The organism is Campylobacter sp. JMF_08 NE1 (genome assembly GCF_027737875.1).
Classification (GTDB): domain Bacteria; phylum Campylobacterota; class Campylobacteria; order Campylobacterales; family Campylobacteraceae; genus Campylobacter_B.
Window position 1 is genome coordinate 39,720 of record NZ_JAOVUC010000004.1, and the last position, 26,486, is coordinate 66,205.

Annotated in this window: 21 protein-coding genes and 1 tRNA gene; 4 read left to right on the forward strand and 18 right to left on the reverse strand. The window is 41.3% G+C overall.

Annotation, left to right across the window (positions count from 1 at the left end):
* Window positions 1–38 precede the first annotated feature (38 nt).
* Both OFN91_RS04620 and OFN91_RS04625 read left to right on the forward strand, forming a co-directional pair.
* Window positions 39–968, forward strand: coding sequence for a ribose-phosphate pyrophosphokinase (locus OFN91_RS04620; RefSeq protein WP_270859651.1), 930 nt, complete (start codon window positions 39–41; stop codon window positions 966–968).
* 132 nt (window positions 969–1,100) lie between these two features.
* A complete protein-coding gene (locus OFN91_RS04625) occupies window positions 1,101–1,910 on the forward strand; it encodes a transporter substrate-binding domain-containing protein (protein WP_270873440.1) in 810 nt (269 codons plus the stop codon).
* 480 nt (window positions 1,911–2,390) lie between these two features.
* Here OFN91_RS04625 and lepA read toward each other — a convergent pair whose 3' ends face one another.
* From lepA to OFN91_RS04640, 3 genes are all read right to left on the reverse strand, one after another.
* Window positions 2,391–4,181, reverse strand: a complete 1,791-nt coding sequence (gene lepA, locus OFN91_RS04630) for a translation elongation factor 4 (RefSeq protein ID WP_270871437.1) — start codon at window positions 4,179–4,181, stop codon at window positions 2,391–2,393.
* A 99-nt stretch (window positions 4,182–4,280) separates the two neighbouring features.
* Window positions 4,281–7,904 (reverse strand): hypothetical protein, encoded by a 3,624-nt coding sequence (locus tag OFN91_RS04635; RefSeq protein WP_270873441.1) that lies wholly within the window; start codon window positions 7,902–7,904, stop codon window positions 4,281–4,283.
* Window positions 7,855–10,782, reverse strand: a complete 2,928-nt coding sequence (locus tag OFN91_RS04640) for a hypothetical protein (protein WP_270873442.1) — start codon at window positions 10,780–10,782, stop codon at window positions 7,855–7,857. The genes OFN91_RS04635 and OFN91_RS04640 overlap by 50 nt, the downstream gene beginning before the upstream one ends.
* A gap of 1,134 nt (window positions 10,783–11,916) precedes the next feature.
* On the opposite strand from OFN91_RS04640, the gene OFN91_RS04645 reads away from it, so the two are divergent.
* Window positions 11,917–11,993: transfer RNA gene (locus OFN91_RS04645), tRNA-Glu, on the forward strand.
* Here the strand turns inward: OFN91_RS04645 and OFN91_RS04650 are convergent.
* From OFN91_RS04650 to OFN91_RS04675, 6 genes are read right to left on the reverse strand one after another with little or no spacing between them, the layout of a single operon-like run.
* The gene (locus OFN91_RS04650; RefSeq protein ID WP_270873443.1) at window positions 11,972–12,751 is read right to left on the reverse strand and encodes an energy-coupling factor ABC transporter ATP-binding protein; all 780 of its coding nucleotides are present in this window, start codon (window positions 12,749–12,751) and stop codon (window positions 11,972–11,974) included. The two genes, OFN91_RS04645 and OFN91_RS04650, sit on opposite strands and share 22 nt — an antisense overlap.
* Window positions 12,752–12,786: 35 nt before the next feature.
* On the reverse strand, window positions 12,787–13,452 hold the full coding sequence (locus tag OFN91_RS04655) for an energy-coupling factor transporter transmembrane component T (RefSeq protein ID WP_333720462.1): 666 nt from the start codon (window positions 13,450–13,452) through the stop codon (window positions 12,787–12,789).
* Window positions 13,453–13,461: 9 nt separating this feature from the next.
* The gene (locus OFN91_RS04660; RefSeq protein ID WP_270873444.1) at window positions 13,462–13,938 is read right to left on the reverse strand and encodes a hypothetical protein; all 477 of its coding nucleotides are present in this window, start codon (window positions 13,936–13,938) and stop codon (window positions 13,462–13,464) included.
* Window positions 13,935–14,525, reverse strand: coding sequence for a cobalt transporter CbiM (gene cbiM, locus OFN91_RS04665; RefSeq protein WP_270873445.1), 591 nt, complete (start codon window positions 14,523–14,525; stop codon window positions 13,935–13,937). Before cbiM ends, OFN91_RS04660 begins: the two co-directional genes overlap by 4 nt.
* Window positions 14,515–14,658, reverse strand: coding sequence for a hypothetical protein (locus OFN91_RS04670; protein WP_270873446.1), 144 nt, complete (start codon window positions 14,656–14,658; stop codon window positions 14,515–14,517). The genes cbiM and OFN91_RS04670 overlap by 11 nt, the downstream gene beginning before the upstream one ends.
* Before the next feature lie 10 nt (window positions 14,659–14,668).
* Window positions 14,669–15,424 carry a DUF4198 domain-containing protein gene (locus tag OFN91_RS04675; RefSeq protein ID WP_270873447.1) on the reverse strand — a complete coding sequence of 252 codons (756 nt, stop codon included), beginning with the start codon at window positions 15,422–15,424 and terminating at the stop codon, window positions 14,669–14,671.
* A gap of 166 nt (window positions 15,425–15,590) precedes the next feature.
* Here OFN91_RS04675 and serS point away from each other — a divergent pair, with 166 nt between their 5' ends.
* A complete protein-coding gene (serS, locus tag OFN91_RS04680; RefSeq protein WP_270873448.1) occupies window positions 15,591–16,844 on the forward strand; it encodes a serine--tRNA ligase in 1,254 nt (417 codons plus the stop codon).
* Between the two features lie 542 nt (window positions 16,845–17,386).
* Here the strand turns inward: serS and thiF are convergent.
* The 9 genes from thiF to OFN91_RS04725 all read right to left on the reverse strand — a co-directional run bounded on the left by thiF (window position 17,387) and on the right by OFN91_RS04725 (window position 26,381).
* Window positions 17,387–18,019: a sulfur carrier protein ThiS adenylyltransferase ThiF gene (gene thiF / locus OFN91_RS04685; RefSeq protein WP_270873449.1), complete on the reverse strand. Its 633-nt coding sequence runs from the start codon at window positions 18,017–18,019 to the stop codon at window positions 17,387–17,389.
* 1 nt (window position 18,020) lies between these two features.
* A complete protein-coding gene (thiS, locus tag OFN91_RS04690; RefSeq protein WP_270873450.1) occupies window positions 18,021–18,224 on the reverse strand; it encodes a sulfur carrier protein ThiS in 204 nt (67 codons plus the stop codon).
* Window positions 18,224–19,816 (reverse strand): ABC-F family ATP-binding cassette domain-containing protein, encoded by a 1,593-nt coding sequence (locus OFN91_RS04695; protein WP_270862055.1) that lies wholly within the window; start codon window positions 19,814–19,816, stop codon window positions 18,224–18,226. Before OFN91_RS04695 ends, thiS begins: the two co-directional genes overlap by 1 nt.
* 62 nt (window positions 19,817–19,878) lie before the next feature.
* On the reverse strand, window positions 19,879–21,006 hold the full coding sequence (locus tag OFN91_RS04700; RefSeq protein WP_270873451.1) for a cation diffusion facilitator family transporter: 1,128 nt from the start codon (window positions 21,004–21,006) through the stop codon (window positions 19,879–19,881).
* Between the two features lie 128 nt (window positions 21,007–21,134).
* Window positions 21,135–21,665, reverse strand: a complete 531-nt coding sequence (locus OFN91_RS04705) for a hypothetical protein (RefSeq protein ID WP_270873452.1) — start codon at window positions 21,663–21,665, stop codon at window positions 21,135–21,137.
* Between the two features lies 1 nt (window position 21,666).
* Window positions 21,667–24,039: a molybdopterin-dependent oxidoreductase gene (locus tag OFN91_RS04710; protein WP_442868050.1), complete on the reverse strand. Its 2,373-nt coding sequence runs from the start codon at window positions 24,037–24,039 to the stop codon at window positions 21,667–21,669.
* A gap of 123 nt (window positions 24,040–24,162) precedes the next feature.
* Window positions 24,163–24,984, reverse strand: a complete 822-nt coding sequence (locus OFN91_RS04715; protein WP_270873454.1) for a LysR family transcriptional regulator — start codon at window positions 24,982–24,984, stop codon at window positions 24,163–24,165.
* A gap of 42 nt (window positions 24,985–25,026) precedes the next feature.
* Window positions 25,027–25,230, reverse strand: coding sequence for a tautomerase family protein (locus OFN91_RS04720; protein ID WP_270873455.1), 204 nt, complete (start codon window positions 25,228–25,230; stop codon window positions 25,027–25,029).
* Window positions 25,206–26,381, reverse strand: coding sequence for a YbfB/YjiJ family MFS transporter (locus tag OFN91_RS04725; RefSeq protein ID WP_270873456.1), 1,176 nt, complete (start codon window positions 26,379–26,381; stop codon window positions 25,206–25,208). The genes OFN91_RS04720 and OFN91_RS04725 overlap by 25 nt, the downstream gene beginning before the upstream one ends.
* Window positions 26,382–26,486: the final 105 nt, after the last annotated feature.

Sequence of the window (26,486 nt, forward strand, 5' to 3'; positions counted from 1 at the left end):
GTGTAAAATTAGGGCTCATCTTATCACAAAGGCAAAATATGCGTGGCTATAAAATCGTATCAGGAAGCGCCAATCCTGACTTCGCAAAAAAAATCTCAAAATACCTATCCCTGCCACTTAGCGAGTGTTCTATCAAGACATTTAGCGACGGCGAGATTAGCGTGCAAATCGGCGAAAGTGTGCGCGGCAAGGATGTTTTCGTCATACAACCGACCTGCGCTCCGGCTAACTCAAATTTAATGGAGCTTTTAATCCTAAGCGACGCGCTAAAAAGATCAAGCGCTAGATCAATCACAGCCGTGGTGCCGTATTTCGGATACGCTAGACAGGACCGCAAGGCAGCCCCAAGAGTGCCAATCAGCGCCAAACTCGTCGCAAATATGATGCAAACAGCGGGCATTGACCGCGTAGTTACGATGGATTTACACGCTGGACAAATTCAGGGATTTTTCGATATTCCGGTAGATAATCTATATGGCTCTTTGGCGTTTTTGGACTATTTCAAAAACAAAAATTTAAAAAACCCTATCATCGCTAGCCCAGATGTCGGCGGTGTGGCGCGCGCAAGATCCTTTGCTAAAAAGTTAAATTTGGATATGGTTATTGTAGATAAAAGACGCGAAGAAGCCAATAAAAGCGAAGTTATGAATATCATCGGCGATGTAAATGGCAAAGATGTGATTTTAATCGACGATATGATCGATACAGCCGGCACTATCGTCAAAGCCGCTGCTGCGTTTAAAGAAAGGGGCGCGACTAGCGTTATGGCGTTTTGCACACACGCGGTTTTAAGCGGACCAGCTTATGAAAGGCTAAATGAGGGCGCGCTAGATGAGCTAATCGTCACAGATACGATTCCGTTGCGCCAAGAGTGCGATAAAATCAAAGTCATCTCGGTAACATCGCTATTTGGCGAGGTTATCCGTCGCGTATATCACGACGAGAGCGTAAATAGCCTTTTTGGTTAAAATTAATACTAGAAATTCTTTAAATTTACCCACATTTGCCGTGAAATTTAAATTTTATTTTAAAATTTCACGGTAAAATTACTCCTAATATCTTTTTAAAAAAAACTAAAATTTCATTTATAGGAGTATATAATGAAAAAGTTTTTACTTTTATCACTTGGCTGTGCATGTGCATTTGGTGCCTCTTTGCAAGAAATTCAATCAAGCAAAAAGGTCAAAATAGGCGTCAGAGAAAACCTGCCTCCATTTAGCTCGCAAGCAAATGGGCAGAGCGAGGGGTTCGAGGTATCTTTGGCCAAAGAAATCGGCACAAAGCTAGTAGGAAGCGACGGCTCAATCGACTTAGTAGTCATCGAGGCAAAAGACAGACTTCCTATGCTTAAAAACGGCGATTTAGACCTAGTGGTCGGCAACTTTTCTGCCACACCAGCGCGCGCTAAGGAAGTGGATTTTTCAGTACCATACCTAGCAGATGTGCAAGTCGTAGTCACCAGAAAAGCTGACGGAGTTACAAAACTATCTGATTTAAAGGGCAAAAAAATCATAGTCCAAAAGGGTACCACAAGCGATGATTGGCTCAAAACAAATGCACAAAAATATAGTTTTGATGTTTCTTACTGCGAACATGGCGTAGAGTGCGCGGAAAAAATGTTATCAAACGAAGTCGATGGCTACATGCACACAAATATCACAGCCGCCGCAGTTGTGATGAATAATCCTAGCTTAGAAACTGGCGTCAAAAGCGTAGGCGAGATAGATTATATCTGTGTGGGCGCGCAAAAAGGCAACGCAGAGCTTGTAAATTTCGTAAATAACGCGATTATTGAGCTAACAAAGGCGGAGTTTTTCCAACACGCATATACCGATACTTTCGAGAAATTTTACAAAGGCAGTATCGATAAAAAATACCTTCTGCTAGACGATTTCCTTAGCAATTTTTAAGCTAAATTCTACTTTATAAGCCCAAATTTGGGCTTATAAATTTCCCTGATTTGTCATTTGCAAGCAAACGCAGCTAACATGCTAATCCATGGGATTTTCATCGACTTTTAATTTGTCATTGCGAGGAGCAAAGCGACGAAGCAATCTACGATTTAAAATTACCGAACGCTAAATTTGCTGTCATTGCGAGCCCAGCGTTGCAATCCAGGGAAATTCAAATAAATTTTAATTCGCAGAAAAATTTATCGGAATTTTAAATTTAGAAATTTAGAAATTCTTTGGAAATTTTTCTGGATTGCTTCGACGGCGTTGCCGTCTCGCAATGACACGAAATTCGCATTTTGATTATTTTTGCTCGTAGATTGCTTCGCTTTCTGCGAAAGCTCGCAATGACAAATTAAACAAATTTTACCCTCGCAAAATTTCTGCGACAAAAATCACACGAGAAATCCGGGGCAGTATTCCCCAAAGAGCCAAATTTTAATCAATCTTCAAAACGCTTAAAAACGCCTCGCTAGGCAAATTCACCTTACCGATAGCCTTCATGCGCTTTTTGCCCTCTTTTTGCTTTTCGAGCAACTTGCGCTTGCGCGTGATATCGCCGCCGTAGCACTTGGCGGTTACATTTTTGCCCATGGCGCGGACATTTTCGCGGGCGATGATTTTGTTGCCGATACTGGCCTGAATCGCCACCTCAAAAAGCTGACGCGGGACAATTTCCTTCATCGCCTTTACCAGATCCCTGCCCTTAGACTGCGCCTTTTCTACCGGCACGATGATAGAGAGCGCATCGACAGCCTCGCCAGCGACGCGAATATCGAGTTTGACCAAATTTCCGCGCCTATAATCGCTAGGCTCGTAATCGAAACTCGCATAGCCTTTGGTGCAGGATTTGAGTTTGTCGTAAAAATCCATAATAATCTCATTTGTCGGCACATCGTATTCGAGCAAAACACGCTCTGGCGTGATATAGTCCATTTTGGTCTGCACGCCACGGCGAGAATTTAAAAGCGTGATTAAATTCCCCAAAAATTCACTCGGCGTAATGATTGTAGCGCGCACATAGGGCTCTTCGATATGATCTATATAGTTTGGCTCAGGCAGTTCGCTAGGGCTGTGGATTCGCTTGATAGAGCCGTCTGTGAGATATACTTCATAAGTAACAGTCGGCGCAGTAGCGATTAGATCGAGGTTAAACTCGCGCTCCAAACGCTCTTTGACAACCTCCATGTGAAGCAAGCCCAAAAACCCCACGCGAAAGCCAAATCCAAGCGCAAGCGAGGTCTCTGGCTCGTAGCTAAGCGAGCTATCATTTAGGCTGAGCTTATCTAGCGCGTCGCGTAGCTCTTCGAATTTATCGGTTTCGACGGGGTAAATTCCAGCAAACACAAAAGGCTTTGCCTTTTCAAAGCCACCGATTGGCTGGGAAGCTTGATTACGATAGAGCGTAATCGTATCGCCGACTTGCACATCGCTGACATTTTTTAGCCCCATTACTACGATACCGACCTCGCCGCTTCGCACGGCGTTTGTTTTAATCGGCGCAAGAGGGTTTGGATACATGAGCCCTAGCACCTCGTGGCGACCGCCAGTGCCCATGACATAGACCTCATCGCCCTTTTTGACCACTCCGTCATAAATGCGCACAAGTGCTAGCGCGCCAAGATAGTTATCAAACCAGCTATCATAAATAAGCGCTTTTAGCGGTTTGTTTTCATCGGTTTTAGGGGCTGGGATTTTCGTGATAATCGCCTCTAATAGCTCTTTTATACCCTGCCCGGTCTTCGCACTTACTTCGATTGCCTCTGAACAATCAAGTCCGATTATATGCTCAATCTCGTCCTTGACGCGCGTAGGATCTGCTGATGGAAGATCGATTTTGTTTAGCACAGGGATAATTTCTAGGTTGTGTTCGAGTGCGATATAGACATTTGCGATAGTTTGAGCCTGCACGCCCTGGCTGGCATCGACGACGAGTATCGCGCCCTCGCAGCTAGCCAGACTTCTGCTCACTTCGTAGCTAAAATCCACATGGCCTGGGGTGTCGATGAGATTTAGGACATATTTTTCGCCACCAAGCTCGTATTCTAAGCGCACGGATTGGGCCTTGATAGTGATACCACGCTCTTTTTCGATATCCATAGTATCCATGATTTGCGAGCTCATTTGACGATCTTCGACCGCCTTACACTCGCTGATTAATCTGTCTGCAAGGGTGCTTTTGCCGTGGTCTATGTGGGCAATAATGCTGAAATTTCGTATATTTTTCAAATGTTTTCCTAATTTAAATTTTACTATTTTTTTAAATTTGATTAAATTTAAAAAAGCCTAGCACCAAGGCTAGGCTTTAAATTTTAACTGGCGTGAAAGTTACCAGTTAATGCGGTTGTTGCGGTATGTTCTTCCGCTAGAACCTTCTTTTGCTCCGCCATCCACAGAAGCTTCACTATTACTATCACCGGCGAAATTACCGACTTGTTTATTTTTTTCACCCTTTATACCGCCTTCACCAGCCCAATCACCAGTCGCAGTAAAACGAACCTTAATAGGATTAAAGTATTGTCTAACACCAGAGTATCTAGCAGCATAGTCGTTTCCGCCAACAAATGCCGAATCTTCTATAAATATCGCAGTATCATTTGGAGTGTAAATCAACCACGGATTTGTTATAATCCTAATAGTATCACTCGCTCTGTTTGGATGAGTTACCCTTAGAGTTTGAACTCCGTTTTGAAGCGTCGATATATTGCTTAATGTTACTCTGCTAGTAGCATATCTAGAAACAAACACACTAGGCGCCAAAGTAGCATCTACGCGAGAATTCACATTTCTAACAAAACCTTTCTGCGCCATAAGTTCAGAATTATCTCTTCTCAAATCAGTAAAAATATTTGTGGTAGGCCTTAATGCGCTAGGAATAATATTTGGCGCAACCATACCAGTGCAATTTGCAAAATTATCACCTTTGCCACAATACAAACCTTGCTCTATATTTATAGGCTCGGTAGTACCAGCTACTGGCGTATATTCTCGCGCTCCATTTTCTATATCATACGCTTTTCCATATACGAAATATGCATAGATATCATTTGGATTGGTTATTGTATTTATGATACTTTTAGTGCTATTTCTATCTATCTTCATAGCGCCGGGATTAAATACTTCACGAGCAGAGTTATAGTCATAGTTACTTCCACGAGGTTTTAGCTTATAATCTGCTCCAAATTTAGCCGGACGAATCTCATTACTTCTTAATGCAAAACTACCTATATCAAAGTCTGTCAAATATACAAGCGCAGGGAAATGAGGGATTTTTTGCATTCTATCGAAGTTAAAATAGATAGTCGCAGTAGGTGTTTGTCCCTCTTTAAACGCACGAGACATTAATACAAAATTTGGAGACTTAGTAGTTAAAATATCGCCATTAGCTGTATCTAGCGCATTGATAAGACCGCTATTTAAGCTACCGTCTGTATAGTAAGAAAGCGCATGTTGTAAAGAAAAATGTTTTTGAGATACTTTTCTTTCTTCGTCTCTAACTCCTTTTGTAGTAAAATTATAACATCTAGTATCATAATTCACGCTATTTGCACATGCATTTTCGCTGAAAAACCTCGCATTGTTAGGGATTGTAATGCCATACCCGCTCGCTATTTTACCAGGCATACCAGAATACGGAGTATAAGGCTCTTGCGGAGCACTCTCATCAGGATCTACACCTTGGATACAACGAGGGTCGCTATTATCCGCAGCACAATCAAAGCTGAAATTTACAGAAAGATCCATATCAGACGCGAAACCACACAATGGCTCAGTATTGTTATTATCATAAGTGCTCATTCTACCATCATATAGTGTAGCGATGATTCCTGGATGAACTTTATCGCTCAAAAACGCCTTGGTATTAATCGAAATTCTAGCCAGCTCGCTTAGCTGTCTAGTCGCAGCGTTATTTGCATTAGCAGCTACATAACTCTCACCATTTCCGACAATGTCGATATCAAAATTTTCGACATCAACCGAATTGAAATATGTAAAATTTTCATTGTTTCTATCACCGACAAAAGCAGTAACGCTCGCATTGTAATCAGCACCGCCATCCCATCTAGCACCATGCAAACCATTTCTCAATCCGTTAATAGATGCAACAATTCTATCTGGTTGATAGCGTAGCACTAGACCTAGCGCATCATCAGCTTTTTGACCACCAACATCTACCTTGTGAGTAGCTCGTTTTATACCAATATCGCAACCGATTCTACCTCTTTCATCGTGCTTATTGGTAGTAGAGTTGATGATACATTTAGTGCCCCAGTAATCATTACTATTTTTATCTTTGTCGTCATCATCGTCATCATCGTCATCATCGTCATCATCATCATCATCGTCATCTTTTTTGGCACTAGGATTTATTCTTTTATCAAATGTCTGATCGCCAAAAGCATCTGTCCATGAATTGTCATACACACTTACCATGACATCGCCGACATTGTAATAATTGAAAATTTCACCCTGTCTGCTTGCTAAATTTTTATCTTTATATAAAATTTCAGTGAATAAAACAGCTGGTTTGCCAGTCTTCGCTGCTGGCTCTTTTAGAGCTTCTAGTCGAAGATCGTTGCTAGTAAAGGTTTTTATGGTAGCGACACCATTGGCATTGACATTGATATCCTTGGCATCAAACATAGCATTCAATGCCACTGCATCTTTATCCCAAACTCTTCTAAAATTCTCAATGTTATTAAAGTCTTTGCTATCCACCATACAATGCTCTACTGTTATACTCGTTGCTTTACCAAATTTGTCATCTTTGTTTAATTTATCATAATCGCTCACCTGATATCTGCCGTCTTTGAGCACAAGTCCAGTATAACCGATTTTTTCATTAGCACACTGATAATCAATCGTTTTTCTTAAATAAGTTTGATCTTTTAACTGACTTTCTATGAAAAACGCTTGATTTGATATGCTATTGCGACAATCATTTGAAATAAATGGTTTTAGATAAGTCAAATTTTCTCTATATGCCGCTAGCGTTGCATTTTCGTCAGAAGAACTTGCGCTTAGAGACTTGCCATTATAATCATAACTCGCTCTCCTAACAAATCTTTGATTGCTTAAATTTCCACCTATGCGATTTGTATAGTTTGGCACAGGATTTCCTTCAAAACTTTTTGCATAAAGCACCTTGCTTAAAATATCTTTATTGCTCTCATAGTCGCCACCTGTGCGCAAATCAGTAGTATGTGTGTCATCTAATGCCGTTGTGATATCGCCGTCTTTGTCAGATTTGCCACTAGGATCGACTAGTTTAGCGTATTTGTCGATAGCGCTCATATCTACTTCGAAATACGCAGGTCTGACTACGAAGCTATCACTATCGCAGACATGGAAAGAGCCATCTTTCGACATTTCTACACCGAAATATGATTTGGCTTTACCAATCTCTTCTTTGATTTGTTCCACTTCCTTTTCGAAAGCTTTTCTTTCATCGGTATATTCACCAGTCTCATCGACACTATCTCTTAGCCATGCGACTTCTAATGGACGCTTTTCGCTCTCGTCAGCTTCGATATCGTATCCGGCTATGTATTTTTCATACAATTTTTCAATTTGAAACCTTACATAGTAATCAGTCGCATCAGAAATAGCCCTAGCTGTGCCGTCCGCGTCATACTCATATAAAGTCAATTTATCCATATCTAATTTCGTATTTTCATCTACATTTACCATACTTTGTTCGCTATATCCACCCCTAGGGAAGTAGCTAAACATAAATGTTACGCCATTAAACGCATCCTCTATAACTACATCTTTGATACCTACGACCTTTTCTTGCTCATTTGTTTGTTTATCTGCAAAGCCAGTATCGTGGTCGATAGCTCTCGTGCCACCTATTTTAAATGGCAATTTTTTCTCTTTTGTGATATCTTTACAACCGCCTCTATCTACTGCCCTTATAGCAGGACATAGAAACCCTGCCTGGCAAATCAAAATCCTTTAAATCACCATTAGCTGGCTCGTAGTCTATCCTGCCATCTTCGTAGTTTATCGGTTGGCATTTGCCATCATTATTGAGTGCAAAAATCATAGGAAATCTAGAACACAAATCAATTTTTTTATCTTCTTTATCTTTGCCTGCATACTCATAGTTCCAGTCATCGCACTTTATTTCACCTGCGACATTAGTTTCTGAGCAGTGGAATATATCATTAATATCTGGCTGAAAAACCATATTTACATCAAATGGCAACTCTGCTACTTGGGTATATAATCTATCGTCTTGTTTGCTGTTTTTATCTCGGTCTTTTAAATCTTTGAAATTTTGATTTACCACTTTAAGACCATTTAAAAACGAAATCGCAAGTTTCTCATCAGGATCTGCATCAGGACATCTTTCTAGCATAGTCTTAGGTCCTGTTATCGCTTCTCCGCCAGCTAGTCTCATTTGATATGACAAAGTATAATTCATAGGCGTATATACATATGTATTTCCGACAGTAGCGTTAAACTCGATATATGCTGATTGACCTTTGCCTATGTTACCACCAGCATATTCGCCACCACCCATTTCGCCACCAGCATCGCTACCGATACGGAATTTCATATTGTTATTATTCGTCGTAAATATAGTCTTGCCTGTATATCTTGGATCATCGCCTCCCGCCGCCTCAGCTAACCTTGCTTTGTTGGTAGTATATGCACCGGGCTTATCATCTACGAGATAGCTAAATTCCACATTTCTTAGCTGTTTGCTAGCTAGGCTGGTATTGTTGATACCAGCGGTATTTTTATTGTATGTATTAGACGCACCCGTGGCTAGCTCTACTACTGCACCCTCGATATCCTCACCTTCGCCTTGGTTGCCTACTTGGTTTCGAATCTCCGTCCTATAATACAGCGTCTCGCCTACGACTACCTTTTCTGGTTTATCGACATCACCGACAGTAGTTATTTTTTCGCCAGTTTCTTTGCTATAAAATTTCAACCAACCAGCTGTGTCGTAAAATTTCTGGTTATAACATAGTTTTGGGGTATATAAATCAACAGATACACCCACAAATTGCACATAGGCACGGTTGCTTTCGTATGTATCAGAACCCTGTGGTTTAAATGGAGTTAGACCGACCCTGATAGCGAGCGAACTTTGCCCATGGTCTAATTTGTTTGAAATATCAAATTCATCTAGGTCAAATCCCTGATGATAGCCTTTATTATAATACCCAGCAGTACCGCTTCTACCCTGTAACGCATAATCTCCTTCATCATCTAATTCTAGCCAAGTTCTCGAACCATTAAAGAAAGAATTTGGATGATAGACATTACTAGGTATTTTGTTGCTATACAAATCCTCACCGATCTTCGCCACAAACAAACCTTCTCTCTCACCAGTTTTCGGACCTCTATTTGCACCAAATGACGCAAATACTAGTTTGCCTTGGACATCAACATTTTCATCTTTGGGCGTATAAAACCCGCTCAAAGCAAAATCAGCATAAACTGATTTTGCTAATGCTTGCGCTTCGTTACTTACACCAGAGGGAGAAGGCTCCATATACAAATATCCGTCGTATAAGGTAACATTTTTTGGTCTGAAAAATTTATCGATGTATTGTTTAGCGCCATCTTTATCACTTGCGCCGATTTTACTAGGATTATCTAGTAGTTGTTGTTGTGATTCTAGATTTTTATCATAAACCAATACTACATACCAACCGCCAAATGGCAAAAGGCGAGCATTTCCTCCAAAAAACCCAGCATCTATACTACCGCCATTATAAGCATCAATCATCCTCCATACTTGGTTGCCTTTGCTACCATAATGCGGGTTTCTTCCAGTGGCATTTACATTTCCTACCGCTATGTCGATACTTTCGCTATAATCTTTAAAATTACTTTTCACAAAACTAGTAATATCAGCTGAACAACTATACTTCATATCATATACTTGAGCTTGACCTTCGTTTGTGCCCTTGGATGAGTTGTAGGCAAATATTCCTTCGCAAATTTCTCTTTGGACATTATAAGCCGAACTATTTCCTACCTTTAATTTAACATCCTTATAGTCTTTTAAAGCCTTTATTTTAAGGGTTTTTGGAAATCTTTTGCAACTAGCATCTCTGTGTAATTTGCCCTCTCTTTTTCGCTTCGCAACCTCATCTAACTCAGCTTGTGTGCAGTTTTTTGGACCATAACTATCGTCTAATTTAGTATCTTTTCTGTCATCGTCGTTTTTGTCATTGTTATTATATAAGTGACCAAACCAATAAAGTCTAGCCATGACAATATCGTCTTTCGTAACGCCCTTTGGAAGTTTTATTTCATTTTTAGAGCTATTGAAAGTATCCCCTATGCCACCGTCGTTAAAAAAATCGCCGTCATATACATTTGGGCCAGAACTCGTCATAGTATCACCCGGCATAGGCTTTATGACAGGGGCACCCGCTGTCACGATATCACCAAATACATAAGTTCCATCACCACCAAATCTTCTACTAAGGTTTTGGCTCTGAGGATTTAATGGGTCGAGATTGCTAAAATTTATGAATTGTTTTTTTCCATTTTCATCATACCAGACATTGTCGCTACCATCAGGGTTTTTTGGAGCAAGACCGCCCCAAAGCTTATTGCCACTCGTAACACCAGAAGTTCCGCTACCACCGTATGTTATGGTACCTAAATGCTCGCCCAAAAAATCAGAAGGAATTTCACCACTATTTGGAATCTCATCTGCTCTTGCAGTAGGTTTAAAATATTTAATATTACTGGCATAGCCGTCGTAGAGTTTATCATCACCGAACGCGCCAACGCTAACTCCAAACAAAATCAACATAGCAGATAACGCCCTGCTAAATACCTTTTCTTTTTTCATAATATGACCTCCATCATTTTATGTGTAAAAATTTTCTCTATTTTATTACTAAATCGCTTAAAATAAATATAAATTTAACCTTTGAAAATGTGAATAATCAAGGCATTTAGCGGATTTTTTATTTTTGTTATTTGTGCGAATTTATTTGCGCGCAAATTTAAAACGAAAAAATGCAAATTTGGCGTTCGGTGATTTTAATTTGTAGATTGACTTCGCCTACGGCTCGTCCAAACCTGTCGTGCTACGCACGCCACCGCTACGCTTGTTTTGCTTCGTCGCTTCGCTCCTCGCAATGACAATAGCGAGCGTGAAATTTGCCTGATTTGTCATTGCGAGAATTTGCAAACGAAAATTTGTTTAATCTGTCATTGCGAGAATTTTGCGTCAGCAAAATTCGTGGCAATCTACGAGTGCAAACCACCAGACGATACAATCTGTGTCATTGCGAGACGGCAACGCCGTCGAAGCAATCCAGTAAAATTTCAAATAAATTTCAAAAATTTTATAACTTTTAAATTCTGATAAAATTTTCTGCGAATTAAAATTTTGCTTGAATTCCCCTGGATTGCTTCGCTACGCTCGCAATGACAGCAAATTGAGCGTTCGGTAATTTTAAATCGTAGATTGCTTCGCTCGTTACACTCGCTCGCAATGACAAATTAAGAGTTAAAAAATTCCCTGGATTGCTTCGTCGCTATGCTCCTCGCAATAACAATAGCGAGCGAAATTTGTCTGATTTGTCATTGCGAGAATTTACGAGCGTGAAAATTGTCTAATCTGTCATTGCGAAAATTTTGCGTCAGCAAAATTCGTGGCAATCTACGAGTGCAAACCACCAGACGATATAATCCGTGTCATTGCGAGACGGCAACGCCGTCGAAGCAATCCAGTAAAATTTAGGGAGAATTTCAAAAAAATTTTATAACTTTTAAATTACGATAAATTTTTTTGTGAATTAAAATTTTATTTTGAATTTCCCTAGATTGCTTCGCTACGCTCGCAATGAGAAAAAACTCGCCATTAAACAATTCCGGCGCAGTATTCCCAGAGCCAAAAACCCGCGCATAAAACCGCCAAAATTCAAACGCAAAGAAAAAATTTAACTAAAAATTTGTATAATACGCGTTTTTCTTTGAGCTTTTCGTCTAGCGGCCCAGGACGCTACATTCTCAGTGTAGAAACGCGTGGTTCAAATCCCGCAAGGCTCGCCATTTGCGCTAAATAATCCCTCTTCGCCCAATGTGTAAATTTTATCTGCCACGGCACCTATAAATTTCTCATCATGGCTCACGATAATCTCGCTAATATCGAGGTTTTTTAGGATTTTTGCGACGCGCGATTGCATAGCAAAATCAAGCCCAGTTGTGGGCTCATCGAGCAAAACTATCTCAGGCTCGCACACGATCACCCCAGCAAGTGCGACGAGTTTTTTCTCGCCGCCGCTTAGATGATACGGCACGGCGTCCCTTAAATGCGAGATTCCAAAGCGTTGCAAAATCTCATCAACTTGGATTTTTATCTCGTCTTCGCTTAAAATTTTTCGCGGTTTTATGTGGTGATTGTGCGGCGTGGTGAAAATTTCGCTAGAATTTTGCTCTAAATTTCCGCCCGAATTTTTGCGGAAAAATTTTAAAATTTTAGCCTTTTTTGCGCCCCCGTTTCGCCCCTTTTTTATCGCTTCGTTTCGCGCCCTAAGCCCAAATGCGACATCGTCAAAGACATTGGCGCAGATGAATTGCTCGTCGGAGTTTTGAAACAAAAACCCGATATTTTGGCGAAATTTCGCAAACTCTTTGACGCTAGAAATTTTTTCGTGAAAAATCTCGATTTCCCCGCCACTAGACGCCCTTAACCCGCACAAAATCTCCAAAAGCGTGGTTTTCCCGCGACCATTTTCGCCCAAGATTACGATTTTTTCCTTGTGCGCGACATCTAAATTTAGCCCCGCAAAAAGGGCTCTCTCGCCCATTTTCGCGCTTAAATTTCTAAGTTTTACCGAACAGCTCAAATCATCTCTCCAAGCCTTGCAAAAAGGCAAATTAATACAAAAAATAAAAATCCGATTTCGAGTGCGCCAAATTTCTCTTTGGCGAAGAAAAATTTCCCGCTAAATCCGCGCGTAATCAAGGCGTTTTGCAGATTTTCTGCCCGCCCTAACGCCCCTAAAATCAGTAGCGCGACGCAGTTTGCGTAGGTTTTGTAGCTAAAAATCGAGCTTTTCGCCCTAAATCCACGCACTAAAAGCACGGTTTTTTGGCGTTCTAACTCCGCGCGCAAAAATGCGATAAATTTCACGCAAAAATAAAAAATCGATGAAATTTTATCCCCAAGCCCTAAATTTCGCACCCCGCGTGCCAAAAAATACTCGTCCCTCTTCCAAAAAATCAAAATCGCAAAAAGCATAATCAAATTTGCTCTAAAAAATACAAGCAGTGCAAAGTGTGAATTTTGCGCTATTAGCGCGCTTAGTATCATAAAAAATACAAAAATATTTAAAATCGCAAGTTTTTTAAAAATCTCTTTAAAATCGGCGAAATTTAGTGCCAAAAGAGCCAAAACTGGCAAAAAATAGCTAAGATAAATTTTGCCCCCAAGTGCGACAAAAAAACTATAAATCACAAAGCAAAGTAGGCTAATTGCGGCGTTTTGGCAGGGGTTAAAAGTTTTGATTTTTGATCCTTATTTGCGTTTTTTTATGGCGTAGAGTGCGCCAAAAATCGCAAAAATTATAGCCAAACTAAGCGCAAAATTTAATAAATTTTGGTTTGATGAATTTTCTAGTTCGGGCGAATTTTGCAAAATTTCGCTCGAATTTTGATCTAAATTTTGGCGTTGCAAATTTTGCGAATTTCCACCTAAATTTTCTACTTTAAAATTTATTTTTTTCGCATGACCTGCGCCGCCGTAAATTTCGATTTCGTATTCCCCAGCGCCCAAATTTAGGCTTAAAACGCCAGTTTTATCGGTTTTTGCTTCCAGTAATACTGCGCCGTTTTGGCTGATTTTCACATCGCAGTTTTGGCAGGGCGAATTGCCGTAAAAAAAGCTTTTTATACGCACATTTTCCCCGTCTTGGCTGGCGAAAACTTTGAGCGAGTGAGCCGGGGCAGTATTCGCTAAACCAAGCGCAAACAGCGCAAAAACGAGCCTTTTCATAGCAAAATTTCCTTTTTTACCCGCACGATAAATTTCAGCGCAAACAGCGCGATAATCCCCTCCAAAACCGCCAAAACTGCCGATTCTAGCGAGATTAGCGTGATGATTGTGTAAAATTCCTTGCCACTAGCAAAAAGGATTAAATCCAAAAGTAGCGTCGAGATGAGTATCGGCACCGCTCCTGCTAGGAAAAATGCCGTCGTGGCGGGCATTTTAGCATTTTTCCACGCGCACACAAACACTGTGCCCAAAACGGCTGGAAAGCCGATAATCGCGGTATTTACGCCCAAAATCGTAATCCCGCCAAAGCCAAAGAAAACCCCTTGAAGCATAAGCCCCACAAATATCGCTAAAATCGCGTCAGCACCCAACACTGCGCCGATTAATCCGCCCAAAATCAAATGCACGGAGCTTGCGCCCACTGGCAAATGGATAAATGAAGCGATGAAAAAAATCGCGCTCATACACGCTACTTGCGGGATTTTCTCCACTTTTAAGCGGTATGCGAGATACGCCACCACGGGCGCGCTTATCGCCCAGCCTGAGATTAAAATTTCGCTTGGTAAAACGCCTTCGCTAATGTGCATTTAATGTCCTAAATTTCGTAATTTTAAATGAAATTTCGCTCAAATTTGAGCTAAATTTATAGGTAAAATTTGCGCCAAATTTCTCGCTTAAATTCATACTAAATTTCGCTTCGATTTTCCCGTCAAATTTCACGCGCAAAGCCCTATTTTTCGTAGTCTTTGGTTTGCACCCAAAGCACCGCACCAAGCTCGACGCCGTATTCCTTGCCCTCGTGCGCGATTTTTTCGTCATCATCGATTAGCGCCGCAAAGCCCCAATGCCCAGATAAAGGCATCGTAAAGCAAAATTCCCCGTTTGCATTAGTTTTGAGAGCCTGCGTGATATGGTCCTCGCTAGGGGCTTTTATGGCGGATTTGTTGTAGTATTCGACCTCGACTTCTACGCCCTTAGCTGGGGCATTTTTGTATAATACTGTCCCGCAAAACGAGTTGCCCGCATACAGCCCAAATGGGCGCGTAAGTGGCACGATTTCGGCTTTTAGCCCCACTGGCTCGCCCCAGCCCTCGCCATATCCGTAAGCGTCGATTATGGTTTTGCTTTGGTGGCGAATAAATTTTCCCTCGGCTGGTTCGAAATATGGCTTAGGATCGAAGTAAAATTGATAAACGCCCGGTTCTTTTACCTCAAATTCGGCTGTGAAATAAGCGTTTTCGCCATCTTTTTGCGCTTTTAAATTTTGCAAAAACGGCTTTTTCTCGCCATTTATCCAAATTTCAGCCACATTTGGAATTTCTAAATTCATACGATTTTGCTCGAAAGGGTGAGTAAATTCATAAACTAAATTTAGCTTGTTTTTAGCTTCGTCTTCTATGATGTCGCTATCAGCTAAAATCACACCAAAATGCGCAAATGACGCTGTTGCGGCGCAGGTTAGAAGGGATAAAATTTTAAATTTCATATTTGCTCCTTGTGAAAAATTTTAGTTTCGTAATATTACAGAATTTAGCTTAAAATAACACTAAAAATTTTTAGATATTATAAAATTTCGCTTAAATTTGCCCACTTTATATTTTTAAAGTAAAATTTCGCTAAAATCCAAAAATTTTTATTTCACGGAGAAAGATATGATAAATTTACGACTAATCGAAACAAATTTTGACGAATTTAATAAAAAACTAATCGCCAAAAAAGTCCCCTCAGACACGCTAAAAAGCCTACTTAACGCTTACAACGAACTAAAAGAAAAAAAGACAAATTTAGAAAATTTGCAAGCCGTGCAAAACGCCAAAAGTAAAGAAATGGGTGTCATCGCGCGAAATGGTGGCGACATGAAAGCCTTAAAAGCCGAGCTTGACGCAAACAAGGCAAAAATCGCCGATCTTAATTCAGTGGTTGTCGAGTGCGAAGAAAAGCTAAATAGTGTCGCAGCCGTCGTGCCAAATATCATCGATGATGATGTCCCATTTGGTGCAGATGAAAACGAAAATGTATGCGTAAAAACCGTGCTAGAACCGCGTAAATTTGACTTTACGCCAAAAGAGCATTTCGAGCTAGGCGAAAGCCTTGGTTGGCTAGATTTCGAACGAGGCGTGAAGCTTAGTGGTAGCCGTTTTACCGCACTTCGTGGGCTTGGTGCGAAGCTAAATATGGCGCTGATAAATTATATGATAGATTTTAACAATAGCCGTGGTTTTGAGCTTGTAAATATGCCGTTTTTGGTGCGTGATGAGATACTTTACGGCACAGGACAGCTACCCAAATTCAAAGACGATCTTTACAAAGTAGATAGCGACGAGCTAAATTTGTATCTCATACCCACCAGCGAAGTTACAGCGACGAATTTATTTAACGATGAGATTATCGAAAGCGCGAATTTACCGATAAAGCTTACGAGTTACAGCCACTGCTTCCGCAAAGAAGCCGGTAGCGCAGGGCGCGATACTAGGGGCATGATTCGTCAGCATCAGTTCGAAAAGGTCGAGCTTGTGGCGATTACGAAGCCAGAAGATAGCGCAAAAATGCTAGAAGAAATGGTATCCTGCGCTAGTGATTTACTAGCTTCTTTGGGACTTCCGCACCGCCACATGGTGCTTTGCAGTGGAGATTTGGGATTTAGTGCGGCTAAAACTATCGACCTTGAAGTCTGGCTTCCGGGACAAAATAAATATAGAGAAATAAGCTCGATTTCAAATTGTCGTGATTTTCAAGCTAGACGCGCGAAAATCCGCTATAAAGATGAAAATAAGAAAAATGCTCTCGTGCATACGCTAAATGGCTCATCTTTGGCAGTGGGCAGGACGCTAATCGCTGTCATGGAAAACTACCAACGAGCCGATGGCACTATCGAAATTCCAAAAGTTTTAGAAAAATATATGTAGGTTTTGGCTTTTCGCAATGACACATAATCTGTCACCCTGAAATACTGCGCCGAAATCTTATTGTTATTGTAAGCGAAGCAAAATTTACTTTATTTTGTCATTGCGAGCGAGTGTAACGACGGGGCAAAACAAGCGTAGCGGTGGCGTGCGTAGCACGACAGGTTTGGACGAGCCGTAGGCGAAGTCAATCTACGACTTAAAATTACCGAACGCTAAATTTGCTGTCATTGCGAGCATAGCGACGAAGCAATCCAGGGAAATTCAAATAAATTTTTAATTCACATAAAAATTTATCGGAATTTATATTTTATGGAATTTTAAAAAACTCACTCTAAATTTTACTGGATTGCTCCCCTGGCGTTGCCGTCTCGCAATGACACGAATTACAGCGTCTGGTAGTTTGCACTCGTAGATTGCTTCGATTTTCTTACGAAAATCTCGCAATGACAAATTAGACAAATTTTGCTCGCTATTGTCATTGCGAGCGAAGCTCGCTAGCTATAACAGATTAAACAAATTTTCTGCTCACAATGACGAAAATTTTAATTTTCACCCAAAATCGCCATTATCACGGTGTTTGCTTGGTGGGCGGCGCATAGCATTACTCGCGCAGAAATTAGCCCGTTTTCAAGCCCTGCCCCACTTGCGCTATCGCCACAAAGATATAAATTTGCTCCAAATTTGCGAGTTTGGATAGAATTTGCTCCCCCAAGACCAGCCATACCCGAAGCGCAAACGAAAATTTTATCCCTATACTCAGCCGATAAATTCGCTATCATCGCCTTATTTTCGGCTCCGTCGAAACACTCGCAGATGATTTTTTCATCTTTTAAAATCTCTCTTGCGTTTTGACTTGTGATTTTTTCGCCGCAAATTTGCACTTTTGCGTAAGGGTTAATTTCTAAAATTTGCTCTTTTAAAGCTTCTATTTTTGGGCGTCCTAAATGTTTTAAGGCGTAGTGTTGGCGATTTAAATTTGACGGCTCGACAATGTCAAAATCTACAAGCAAAAACTCGCCCACACCAGCGTGAGTAAGCATTATAGCGACATTTGAGCCAAGCCCACCAGCCCCTAGTATGCAAACCCTAGCGCGTGATAAAATCTCGCTCACGCCACGCGGATTTCGCGCGAAAATTTCAGCCCTAAATTCACTCTCGTTTTTTAAATTCAGCATTTCACCCGCCACCGACAAATTCGACTATTTCGTAAATTTTAAAATCTGAGATTTGCGAACTTTTCCAAAGCTTTTTTGATAAAATTTCTCCGTCGGCTTCCACGGCGATATAGCGCAAATCAAACCCTTGCGTAATCATAAATTCTTCCACGCTCATATCGGCGTCAAACTCGCACTCACGCCCATTTACGCGCACTTTTATCATCACTCTTCCCCCAGGCTCGCTCTGTATTCTTCGTAAGTCCCGCGAAAATCCACAATCTCGCCGTTTCCTTTAAGGTGCAAAATGCGGTTCGCAAAAGCGTCGATTAGTTCGCGGTCGTGGCTGACGCAAATCACGCACCCAGCGAAGTTATAAAGCGCTTCGCCAAGAGCGATAATCGCCTCCAAATCAAGGTGGTTGTTTGGCTCATCAAGCACCAAAAAATTTGGCTTAGTTAGCATTAGTTTGCTTAGCATTACGCGGTGCTTTTCGCCACCGCTTAGCGCACCCACGCTTTTTTCTTGCTCAGCTCCACTAAAAAGCATTCGTCCAAGGCACTTGCGAATTTCGTCTAAATCCTTGTTTTTCTCATCTCTGAGATAATCATACAGCTTCGCTTCGCCACTCACCGCCGAGCTCGTATCCTGCGCGAAGTATCCTTGCTCGATAGTCGCGCCCACATGCACTTTGCCCTTATCTGGCGCCATTTCGCCCACGATGATCTTGCACAGCGTCGATTTGCCCACGCCGTTTCGCCCGATAACCGCGATTTTATCGCCCTTTAAAAGCTTTAAATTGAAATTTTGCAAAATTTTAATCTCACCGAAACTCTTATCAATCTCGCTAAGTTCTAAAATTTCATTTCCAATCTCGCGCCCTAGTTTAAAAAGTATGCTTGGCTCCCTGCGAGAAGATGTCGCAATCTCGCTAATGTCGATTTTATCGAGCAGTTTTTGACGGCTTGTGGCCTGTTTGGCCTTGCTAGCGTTTGCGCTAAAACGGGCGATAAATTTTTCGAGTTCTGCCTTTTCTTTGACCTTTTTGTCGCGCTCAAATTCAGCCTGTTTTTTTATCAAATTTGCCGCGATAAACCAGTCATCGTAATTTCCGCTAAACTCGCGCACCTTTTTGAAATCCACATCCAAAATGTCCGTGCAGACGCGGTTTAGGAAGTGTCTATCGTGGCTGATGACCACCATAGTGCCCTCGTGGCGGTTTAGCTCGAACTCCAACCACGCAATCGCGTCGATGTCGAGGTTGTTTGTCGGCTCGTCTAAAAACAAAATATCAGGCTTAGGAAACAGCACCTGGGCTAGGAGGATTTTGACCTTGTCGCTAGCCTCGATTTCGCTCATTTTTTTGCCAAATTCATCTTCGCTAAATCCCAGCGAACTTAAAATTTTCTCGATTCTCGTCTCATACTCGTAGTTCGGATCCTCTTCGGCGCAGATGATTTCTAGCTCAGCCAAGCGGTCGTTGATTTCGTCCGTAAATTCAGGGCTTTCGTAGAGTTTTTCTTTTTCTTTAACAGCGTCGTAAAGGCGTTTGTTGCCATACAAAACCGCGTCTTTTACCAAAAATTCCTCAAAGGCAAATTGATTTTGCCCGAGCACGCCAATTTTGCGGCCGTTTTCGACGAGTATTTCGCCGCTACTATGCTCGACCTCGCCACTTAAAATTTTAAGTAGCGTCGATTTACCCGCGCCGTTTGCGCCGATTAGTCCGTATCTATGGCCTTTTAGAAGTGTCAAATTTACATTTTCAAACAGCAGCTGTTTGCCAAAACGCATTACTAAATCTTTGATTTCTATCATTTTTTATCCTTGGAATTTAAAATTTTGCGATTATACAAAAAAAGGCTAAATTTAGCCAAAATTTAGGCGCTATAATCGCTATCAAGGGCGATTAAAATTTCATAATCGCTAAATTTTGCGCTGACTTCTTTGATGATATTTTGGTGGATTTGCTCGCGGTTAATCGCATCAAAATCAATAATCACATCAAAACTGATGATTTTTTCGGTCAAATTTGCGTGAAATCCGTGCATTTGCAAAATTTTTTCATCGCTAAAAACTATTTTTTGAATTTCACTATAAATTTTAGCGGTTTGCTCATCTTTTAAATTTAGCGCATAAATGCCCACAGTATCAATAACCACGCTAAATTTGGCAAAAATTTCACTCTGAATTTTTCGCGTGAGTGTATCTATACTAGCCGCGCTCATATCCTCGCTAACTTCGATATGCACGGAGCCCAGCATTTTATCAGGGCCGTAGTCGTGAAACATCAAATCATACGCGCCAAGCACGCCGTCGATTTTCTTGATTTCGGTATAAATTTGCTTTGCAATCTCGATATTTAGTGGGCTTCCTAAAATTTTATTGATAGTGTCTTTTAAAATTTCGGCAGCTGTTTTGATAAGCAGTAGCGAAATAATCACGCCCAAATACGCCTCCAAAGCCACGCCGAAAAATATAAAAATAAACGCTGCCACTAGCGTCGAAAACGACACTAGCGCGTCAAATTTCGCGTCAATCCCACTTGCGATTAGCGAGTCAGAATTCGCCCTGACGCCCATTTTTTGAGTATATGAGCCAAGCACGATTTTTACCACGACCGCAACTGCGATCAAAAATAGCGAAACGCCGTCGTAATCTGGCGTGAGCGGAGCAAAAATCTTGCGCACACAGCTAATAAGCGCCGCAAACCCCGCATATAGGATAATCACGCCGATACTTAGAGCCGTGAGATACTCGATCCTGCCATGCCCGTAGGGGTGCTCTTTGTCTGGTTTTTTGCCAGCAAGTTTTAGCCCTACAATCGTAATGACCGAGCTTAGCACATCGCTTAGATTGTTGATAGCATCAATTACGATAGCAATGGAGTTTGTAAAAAACCCAATCGCCCCCTTAAACAGCGCCAAAATCACATTTGTAAGAATTCCAACTAGCCCTGTGCGAACGATGATTTTATCGCGTGGAACGACCTTTTCTGGGATTTGCATAGGTTTCCTTTTTGTAATTTAAAAGGCGCGATTTTATCAAAATAAAGCTTAATTTGATAATAAAGGAGAGAATTTATCGCGCCAAATTTGAAGTAAAATTTAGCGCGAAAGTGTTTGAAAGAAAGTTTTTATTCCTTGACTATGCCGTCTTTTGCATAAGCTTGAACATAGCGCAGTAGTCTTGCTTTTTCGTCATCGTCGATTTTAGCAAACAGCTGCATTGCTGTAATCAGCGCGTCCCACTCGATCATTAAATGCTCTTTTGGCTTGTGTGCGGCATGGCACGAACTGCAAGTATCGTAATAGAGCATTTCTACCTCTTCCCACGCTTCAAGCGGATCTGAGCCAAGCTTCGTGCTATCTACCAAAAACTGCGCCTTTGGCGTAGCCTTTTGCTCCTTCATTTTGAAAAATACCACAAGCGGATCTTTTTTAAGAGCCAAAATTTTATCATCTGTGACGCTTACTTCGCCACTAATTTCGACAAGGGCGAATTTTCCGTCATCTTTGATGATTTCCACTGGCGTTCCTTCTAAAATTTCGCCAACCACGCTTTTAGTGTTTGGATCAATCAAATCGGTTTTGATATCCGCGACAAATTTCGTCTCGCCAAACGCCAAATTTAGCAAAATTGCCATAAATACAACTATTTTTTTCATCTTAGCCCTCGATTACTTTTGGTTCGCTTATGCCTTTGTATGGGGTGACATCTACTTTTTTAATCGCTACTAGACAAGTATTTGCAGAAGTAGCCTGTGCCATTTGCGAAGTAGGAATTGAGGTTGTCAGCACATTTATGTGTCCTGCTTGATCCCTGCCCTCTTCGTCTGGATCATACCACGCGCCCTCACAAAGTGCTACTACGCCTTTCATTATGGATTTGCTTACGATTACACCAGCTAGCACTCTGCCACGATCATTGTAAATCTCAACCGTATCGCCGTCTTTGACACCAAGTGCGCTCGCGTCTTCGTCGTTTATGGTTACAGGCTCTCTGTTGCCGACTTTGCAAATTTTGCGTATAAAATCAGAATTATCCAAATTTGAGTGAATTCTATATGCTGGGTGCGGGCTTAAAATATGAAATGGAAATTTCGCTACAAGCTCTTTGTTTCCTAACCACTCGCTAGGTTCGAACCACATAGGGTGCGCCTTAAAATCAGGCAGATTATAACTTGCAAATTTATCTGAATAAATTTGAATTTTGCCTGTTTCGGTAGAGAGTTTGTTTTTTACCGGATCTGCTCTAAATGCGCCAAGTCGCACGAATTTTCGCGCCTCTTCGCCTGGCTCAAAATGCACAAATCCCTTTTCCCAGAACTCATCAAAACTCATATAATTTGGACAATCGCTACGCTCATAAAGTCCCCTAATTTGCTCCATTTTATCCTTGCCGCCAGTAAATTGTCGCCACGCTTTTTCAGAAACCATCTTTGCCATATCGGCGAAAATGTCATAGTCGTTTCTAGCTTCAAATGGCGGTTCAAAGACCTTTTTGAGTGCATAAACATAGTCTTGTGAATACGATCCGCCATAAGCTATATCATCTCTTTCGAGCTGTGTGGTTGTCGGCAAAACAATATCGGCCCACTTGCTCATCGGCGTCCAAAACGGCTCTTGGGAAATGATAGTCTCGACCTTGGCTAGGGCTTTTAAAACCTCGTTTGTATCTGGGTGATGACCTAGGATATTCGTTCCTACTGCATAAAGGACTTTGACATGCGGAAGTTTGATCTTTTCGCCCCTGAAATTTATCTCTTTTCCTGGGTTTAAAAGCGCTTCATTTACCCTTGAAGCAGGGATTATCAAATCGACTTTGTTTTTGCCTTGTGAAATTCCACCGGGCATTTTCACGCCACTTCTAGCTTGTGAGTTGCCGTTGTAATGCAATGCAAAACCAAATCCACCGCCAGGAAGCCCGACTTGACCTATCATACAAGCCAAAACTATCATCGCCCACTGCATTTGTTCGCCATGCTGGGCTCTTTGAAGCGACCAGCTTCCAGCTAGTAGTGTTCTATCGCTTACAAATAAATCGGCTAAGTTTTTTATATCTTCTTCGCTCACGCCTGTAATACCAGCCGCCCAAGCAGGAGTTTTTTCGATTTTGTCTTCGCTTTTTCCTAGCAAATACGGCACAAATTTATCAAATCCATAGGTGTATTTTTCGATAAATTCTTTGTCATATTTTCCACTAGTGTATAGATAGTGCATCATACCAAGCATTAGCGCGACATCGGTATTTGGGCGGATTTTAATCCACTGTGCGCCGAATTTTTGCGCGATTTGAGTGTATTGTGGATCAATCGCGATAAATTTAATGCCTGATTTGGCGTATTTTTCATACCACGCCACATTTGCGTGGTTTGCGATACGATAATCGATTTGATTGCATTTTAAAATATCCGCACCCCAAAGCACATAGGTTTTGGTGTTTTCTAAAATCACTTCGTGCGTAGTTTGCAATGCAAAAACTTCCAAATCGCCCGTAATCGAGCCATTTACCCTACTTGCAGCACCCACGCTATAATCCCCACTCGTAATCGCCGCACCACCAAAAGCGATATTAAAAAACCTGCCAGGAAGCGGGACGGTATTGTGCAAAATACCAGGGTGGCTCCACCCGTCATAACTAGCATTAAAAATTTCTTCTGGTTTTACGGCTTTTAATTTTTCTAGCACAAGCTCGTAAGCCTTATCCCAGCTAACTCGCACAAATTCCTCTTTGCCACGAAGCTCGGGAGTGTTTTTGCCCTCCAAAAAGCTTTTTCGCACACAAGGATACTTCACGCGGTTTTTCATATTTCTATCGATTAAGCCCTCGATACCTGGGAATTTAGGATCTTTGTTTGATTCTTGCGGACGGACCGCTATGACCTTGCCACTATCGTCTAAATCCGCATAAAACGCGCCATACCCACTAGCGTGAGCGACGCTTTTGGCAGGTTTTGTCTCTGCGCCAAATGACGCCGTAGCAGCCATGCTAACCACCACAGCCGATGATTGCAAAAATTTGCGCCTAGAAGTTGAAATTTGATCTTTCATACTTGCCCCCTATCGTTAGGAATTTTGGAATTTCAAAAATTATACAACTTTGATAAAATGAAATCAAATATCAACTAACGATAGAGTGCATATAAAAAAACGATATGTAATTTATAATTTCATATCGCGTAGATACTGCTCGATATTTGGGACATTATCCTTCCTGCAAATCATTGTAGTTGGGATATTTGCCTGTTTTTTGGAAAGAATTTTCAAATTTAGCTTTTTATCGTATCCAAGCTTTTCGATTATGCTTAAAGGCAGTATCGTCTGCCCAATCCCAGCCTCCACACAGCCTAAAATCGTCTCATAACTAGCAAATTCGAAAATTTTAGCCTCTATTTTGCGAGATTGCAGATATTTCATCGCAAAATCATTATAAGCGCACCCCTTACGATATGCCAGAAACACCGCATTTTCGCTCGTTTGCTTTGGACTTGCGATGACCATTGTCTCATCAAAAATATTTAGCGTCATCAAATCTTTATGCTCTACTATCCCGCTTACAAAGGCAATATCAGCCTTGTAATCAAGTAGCCATTTAAGGCACCCAGCAGTCGTATTTGTGGTAAGCTCTAACGAAGCACCCTTAAAGTCATTATAAAGCCTTAGCAAAAACGGCACCACGCGCACCGCAGCATTTGCTTCTGTGGAGACTACGCGCAGGCTTAATTCTTTGGATTTTTTAATCTCCTTGTTTAACCGCTCGATTTTGCTTACAATCTCACACGCCCTAGGATAGAGCATTTCGCCCTCTTTGGTAAGCAAAACGCCTTGCGGAACTCTGTGAAAAAGCTTAAAGCCAAGATCGTTTTCTAGCTGTTTGATACGAGCTGTGATGTTTGATTGAGCCTGTTTTAGCTTTTTTGCGCCCAGTGTTACGCTTTTTTTATCGGCAACCGTAACAAAAATTTTTAATAAATTTGAATCCATTTTTATCTCCAAATTTAAGAAATTTTATCAAATTTAAGAATTTTACTTTTTGCGGATATTTGTTATCGTCTCGCCCCCGATTGCGTAGTTATCGGTGCTAAGCTCATCTATGATGACGACGCAGGTTTTCTCTCCACGGCCGACGACTTTCACAAAAGCATCTGTTAGCTCGCGGACTAAATCCCCTTTTTGCTCCACACTCAAACCGCCGTCCTCGATAGTCATTTTGACATTGATAAGTGGCATTTTTGCTCCTTTTTTAAAAATTTTATCACACCTAGACTAAGTGCGCTAAGTCCCACAAAAATCGCGGTTAAAACCAGCGCCCTATCGTAGCTTTGATAGATATTAAAGATTTTAGCACAATACAGCGGCGCGATTATCGTTCCTATGGCATACGCAGCCGTTAGCGCGCTCATAATCGGTGCCGATGATTTGGGCGCTAGGCTCGCCCCATAGCTCATAAATAGCGCGGTTAGCCCCATCATCGTGTTTCCATATATAGCACCGCTTAATAAATTTAAGATTAAATTTTGGCTAAACACCGGGATTAAAATCCCTAAAATTTGTAGCACAAGCGAGGCTATCATCATCTCTACCCCGCCAAATCTCCGCCCCAAATTCACCCACACAAACGGTCCAAACATCGCGAAAACGCCCACCAAATACCACGCATAAGTGCCCATATTTTCTAGCCCTTTTACGCGGTTTATGATATCGGGCAAAAAGCTAGCCTGCACCACAAATCCCATGCCCTCCAAAAAATATGCAAAGATTAAAATTTTCAAAATTAGCAAATTTGGCAATTTTTCGCTTTTTGCGACCAAAAATTTGGCGTTTTTACCACGCCTAGGCGTGAGTGTATTTAGCGCGAAAATGCTTAAAGGAAGCGAAAAAACTATCAAAAAAACCCACGCGATTTTCCAGCTAAAAAACACAAGAGCTAAATTTCCCACAAGCGAGGTTAGCACGATAGAAATACCAGCCGCGCCAAAATAAAACGCCATGGCCTGTTTGTTGTGAGATAGCAGGTCAAAGACAAATGACGAACCCACGCCCATAACCAGCGCCGAACCCACTCCTGCGGCCACTCTCGCGCCAAACCAAAGGTAGTAATTTTTGCTAAATGCTAAAATAATTGTCGTAAAAATGCTTAGAAAAAGCGCTAGTTTAAAAAGCAAAATTTTAAACTCTCCCCCGCGCACAAAGACCGTGGCAAATGAGCCAACGAAGTATCCAGTGTAGTTTGCAAAGGCTAGAATTCCAGCCCGTTCTACGCTTAAAAAATCACCTAGCATTGGTGGCAAAAGTGCTGTAAAAGCAAATCGCGCCGTGCCGATAGCCACGATAAATGCGCAAATTCCAGCTAGTAAAATTTTAATATCGTTAAATTTCATATATTTTCTTAAATTTGGATTTTTGCGAGATTGTATCAATAAAAACGATTTAAAGTCAAATATGAAATAATGATTTGTGATATATAAAATTTATATACCAAACGG

What these genes read in the sequence shown, in the direction of transcription:
- OFN91_RS04620 (WP_270859651.1), top strand. Translation starts at nt 39, where the DNA reads ATGCGTGGCTATAAAATCGTATCAGGAAGCGCCAATCCTGACTTCGCA.
- OFN91_RS04660 (WP_270873444.1), bottom strand. Translation starts at nt 13,938, where the DNA reads ATGAAAAGGCTCGTTTTTGCGCTGTTTGCGCTTGGTTTAGCGAATACT.
- OFN91_RS04700 (WP_270873451.1), bottom strand. Translation starts at nt 21,006, where the DNA reads ATGCAAATCCCAGAAAAGGTCGTTCCACGCGATAAAATCATCGTTCGC.
- OFN91_RS04705 (WP_270873452.1), bottom strand. Translation starts at nt 21,665, where the DNA reads ATGAAAAAAATAGTTGTATTTATGGCAATTTTGCTAAATTTGGCGTTT.
- serS (WP_270873448.1), top strand. Translation starts at nt 15,591, where the DNA reads ATGATAAATTTACGACTAATCGAAACAAATTTTGACGAATTTAATAAA.
- OFN91_RS04625 (WP_270873440.1), top strand. Translation starts at nt 1,101, where the DNA reads ATGAAAAAGTTTTTACTTTTATCACTTGGCTGTGCATGTGCATTTGGT.
- OFN91_RS04725 (WP_270873456.1), bottom strand. Translation starts at nt 26,381, where the DNA reads ATGAAATTTAACGATATTAAAATTTTACTAGCTGGAATTTGCGCATTT.
- OFN91_RS04650 (WP_270873443.1), bottom strand. Translation starts at nt 12,751, where the DNA reads ATGGGCGAGAGAGCCCTTTTTGCGGGGCTAAATTTAGATGTCGCGCAC.
- OFN91_RS04675 (WP_270873447.1), bottom strand. Translation starts at nt 15,424, where the DNA reads ATGAAATTTAAAATTTTATCCCTTCTAACCTGCGCCGCAACAGCGTCA.
- OFN91_RS04640 (WP_270873442.1), bottom strand. Translation starts at nt 10,782, where the DNA reads ATGAAAAAAGAAAAGGTATTTAGCAGGGCGTTATCTGCTATGTTGATT.
- thiF (WP_270873449.1), bottom strand. Translation starts at nt 18,019, where the DNA reads ATGCTGAATTTAAAAAACGAGAGTGAATTTAGGGCTGAAATTTTCGCG.
- cbiM (WP_270873445.1), bottom strand. Translation starts at nt 14,525, where the DNA reads ATGCACATTAGCGAAGGCGTTTTACCAAGCGAAATTTTAATCTCAGGC.
- thiS (WP_270873450.1), bottom strand. Translation starts at nt 18,224, where the DNA reads ATGATAAAAGTGCGCGTAAATGGGCGTGAGTGCGAGTTTGACGCCGAT.
- OFN91_RS04695 (WP_270862055.1), bottom strand. Translation starts at nt 19,816, where the DNA reads ATGATAGAAATCAAAGATTTAGTAATGCGTTTTGGCAAACAGCTGCTG.
- OFN91_RS04720 (WP_270873455.1), bottom strand. Translation starts at nt 25,230, where the DNA reads ATGCCACTTATCAATGTCAAAATGACTATCGAGGACGGCGGTTTGAGT.
- OFN91_RS04715 (WP_270873454.1), bottom strand. Translation starts at nt 24,984, where the DNA reads ATGGATTCAAATTTATTAAAAATTTTTGTTACGGTTGCCGATAAAAAA.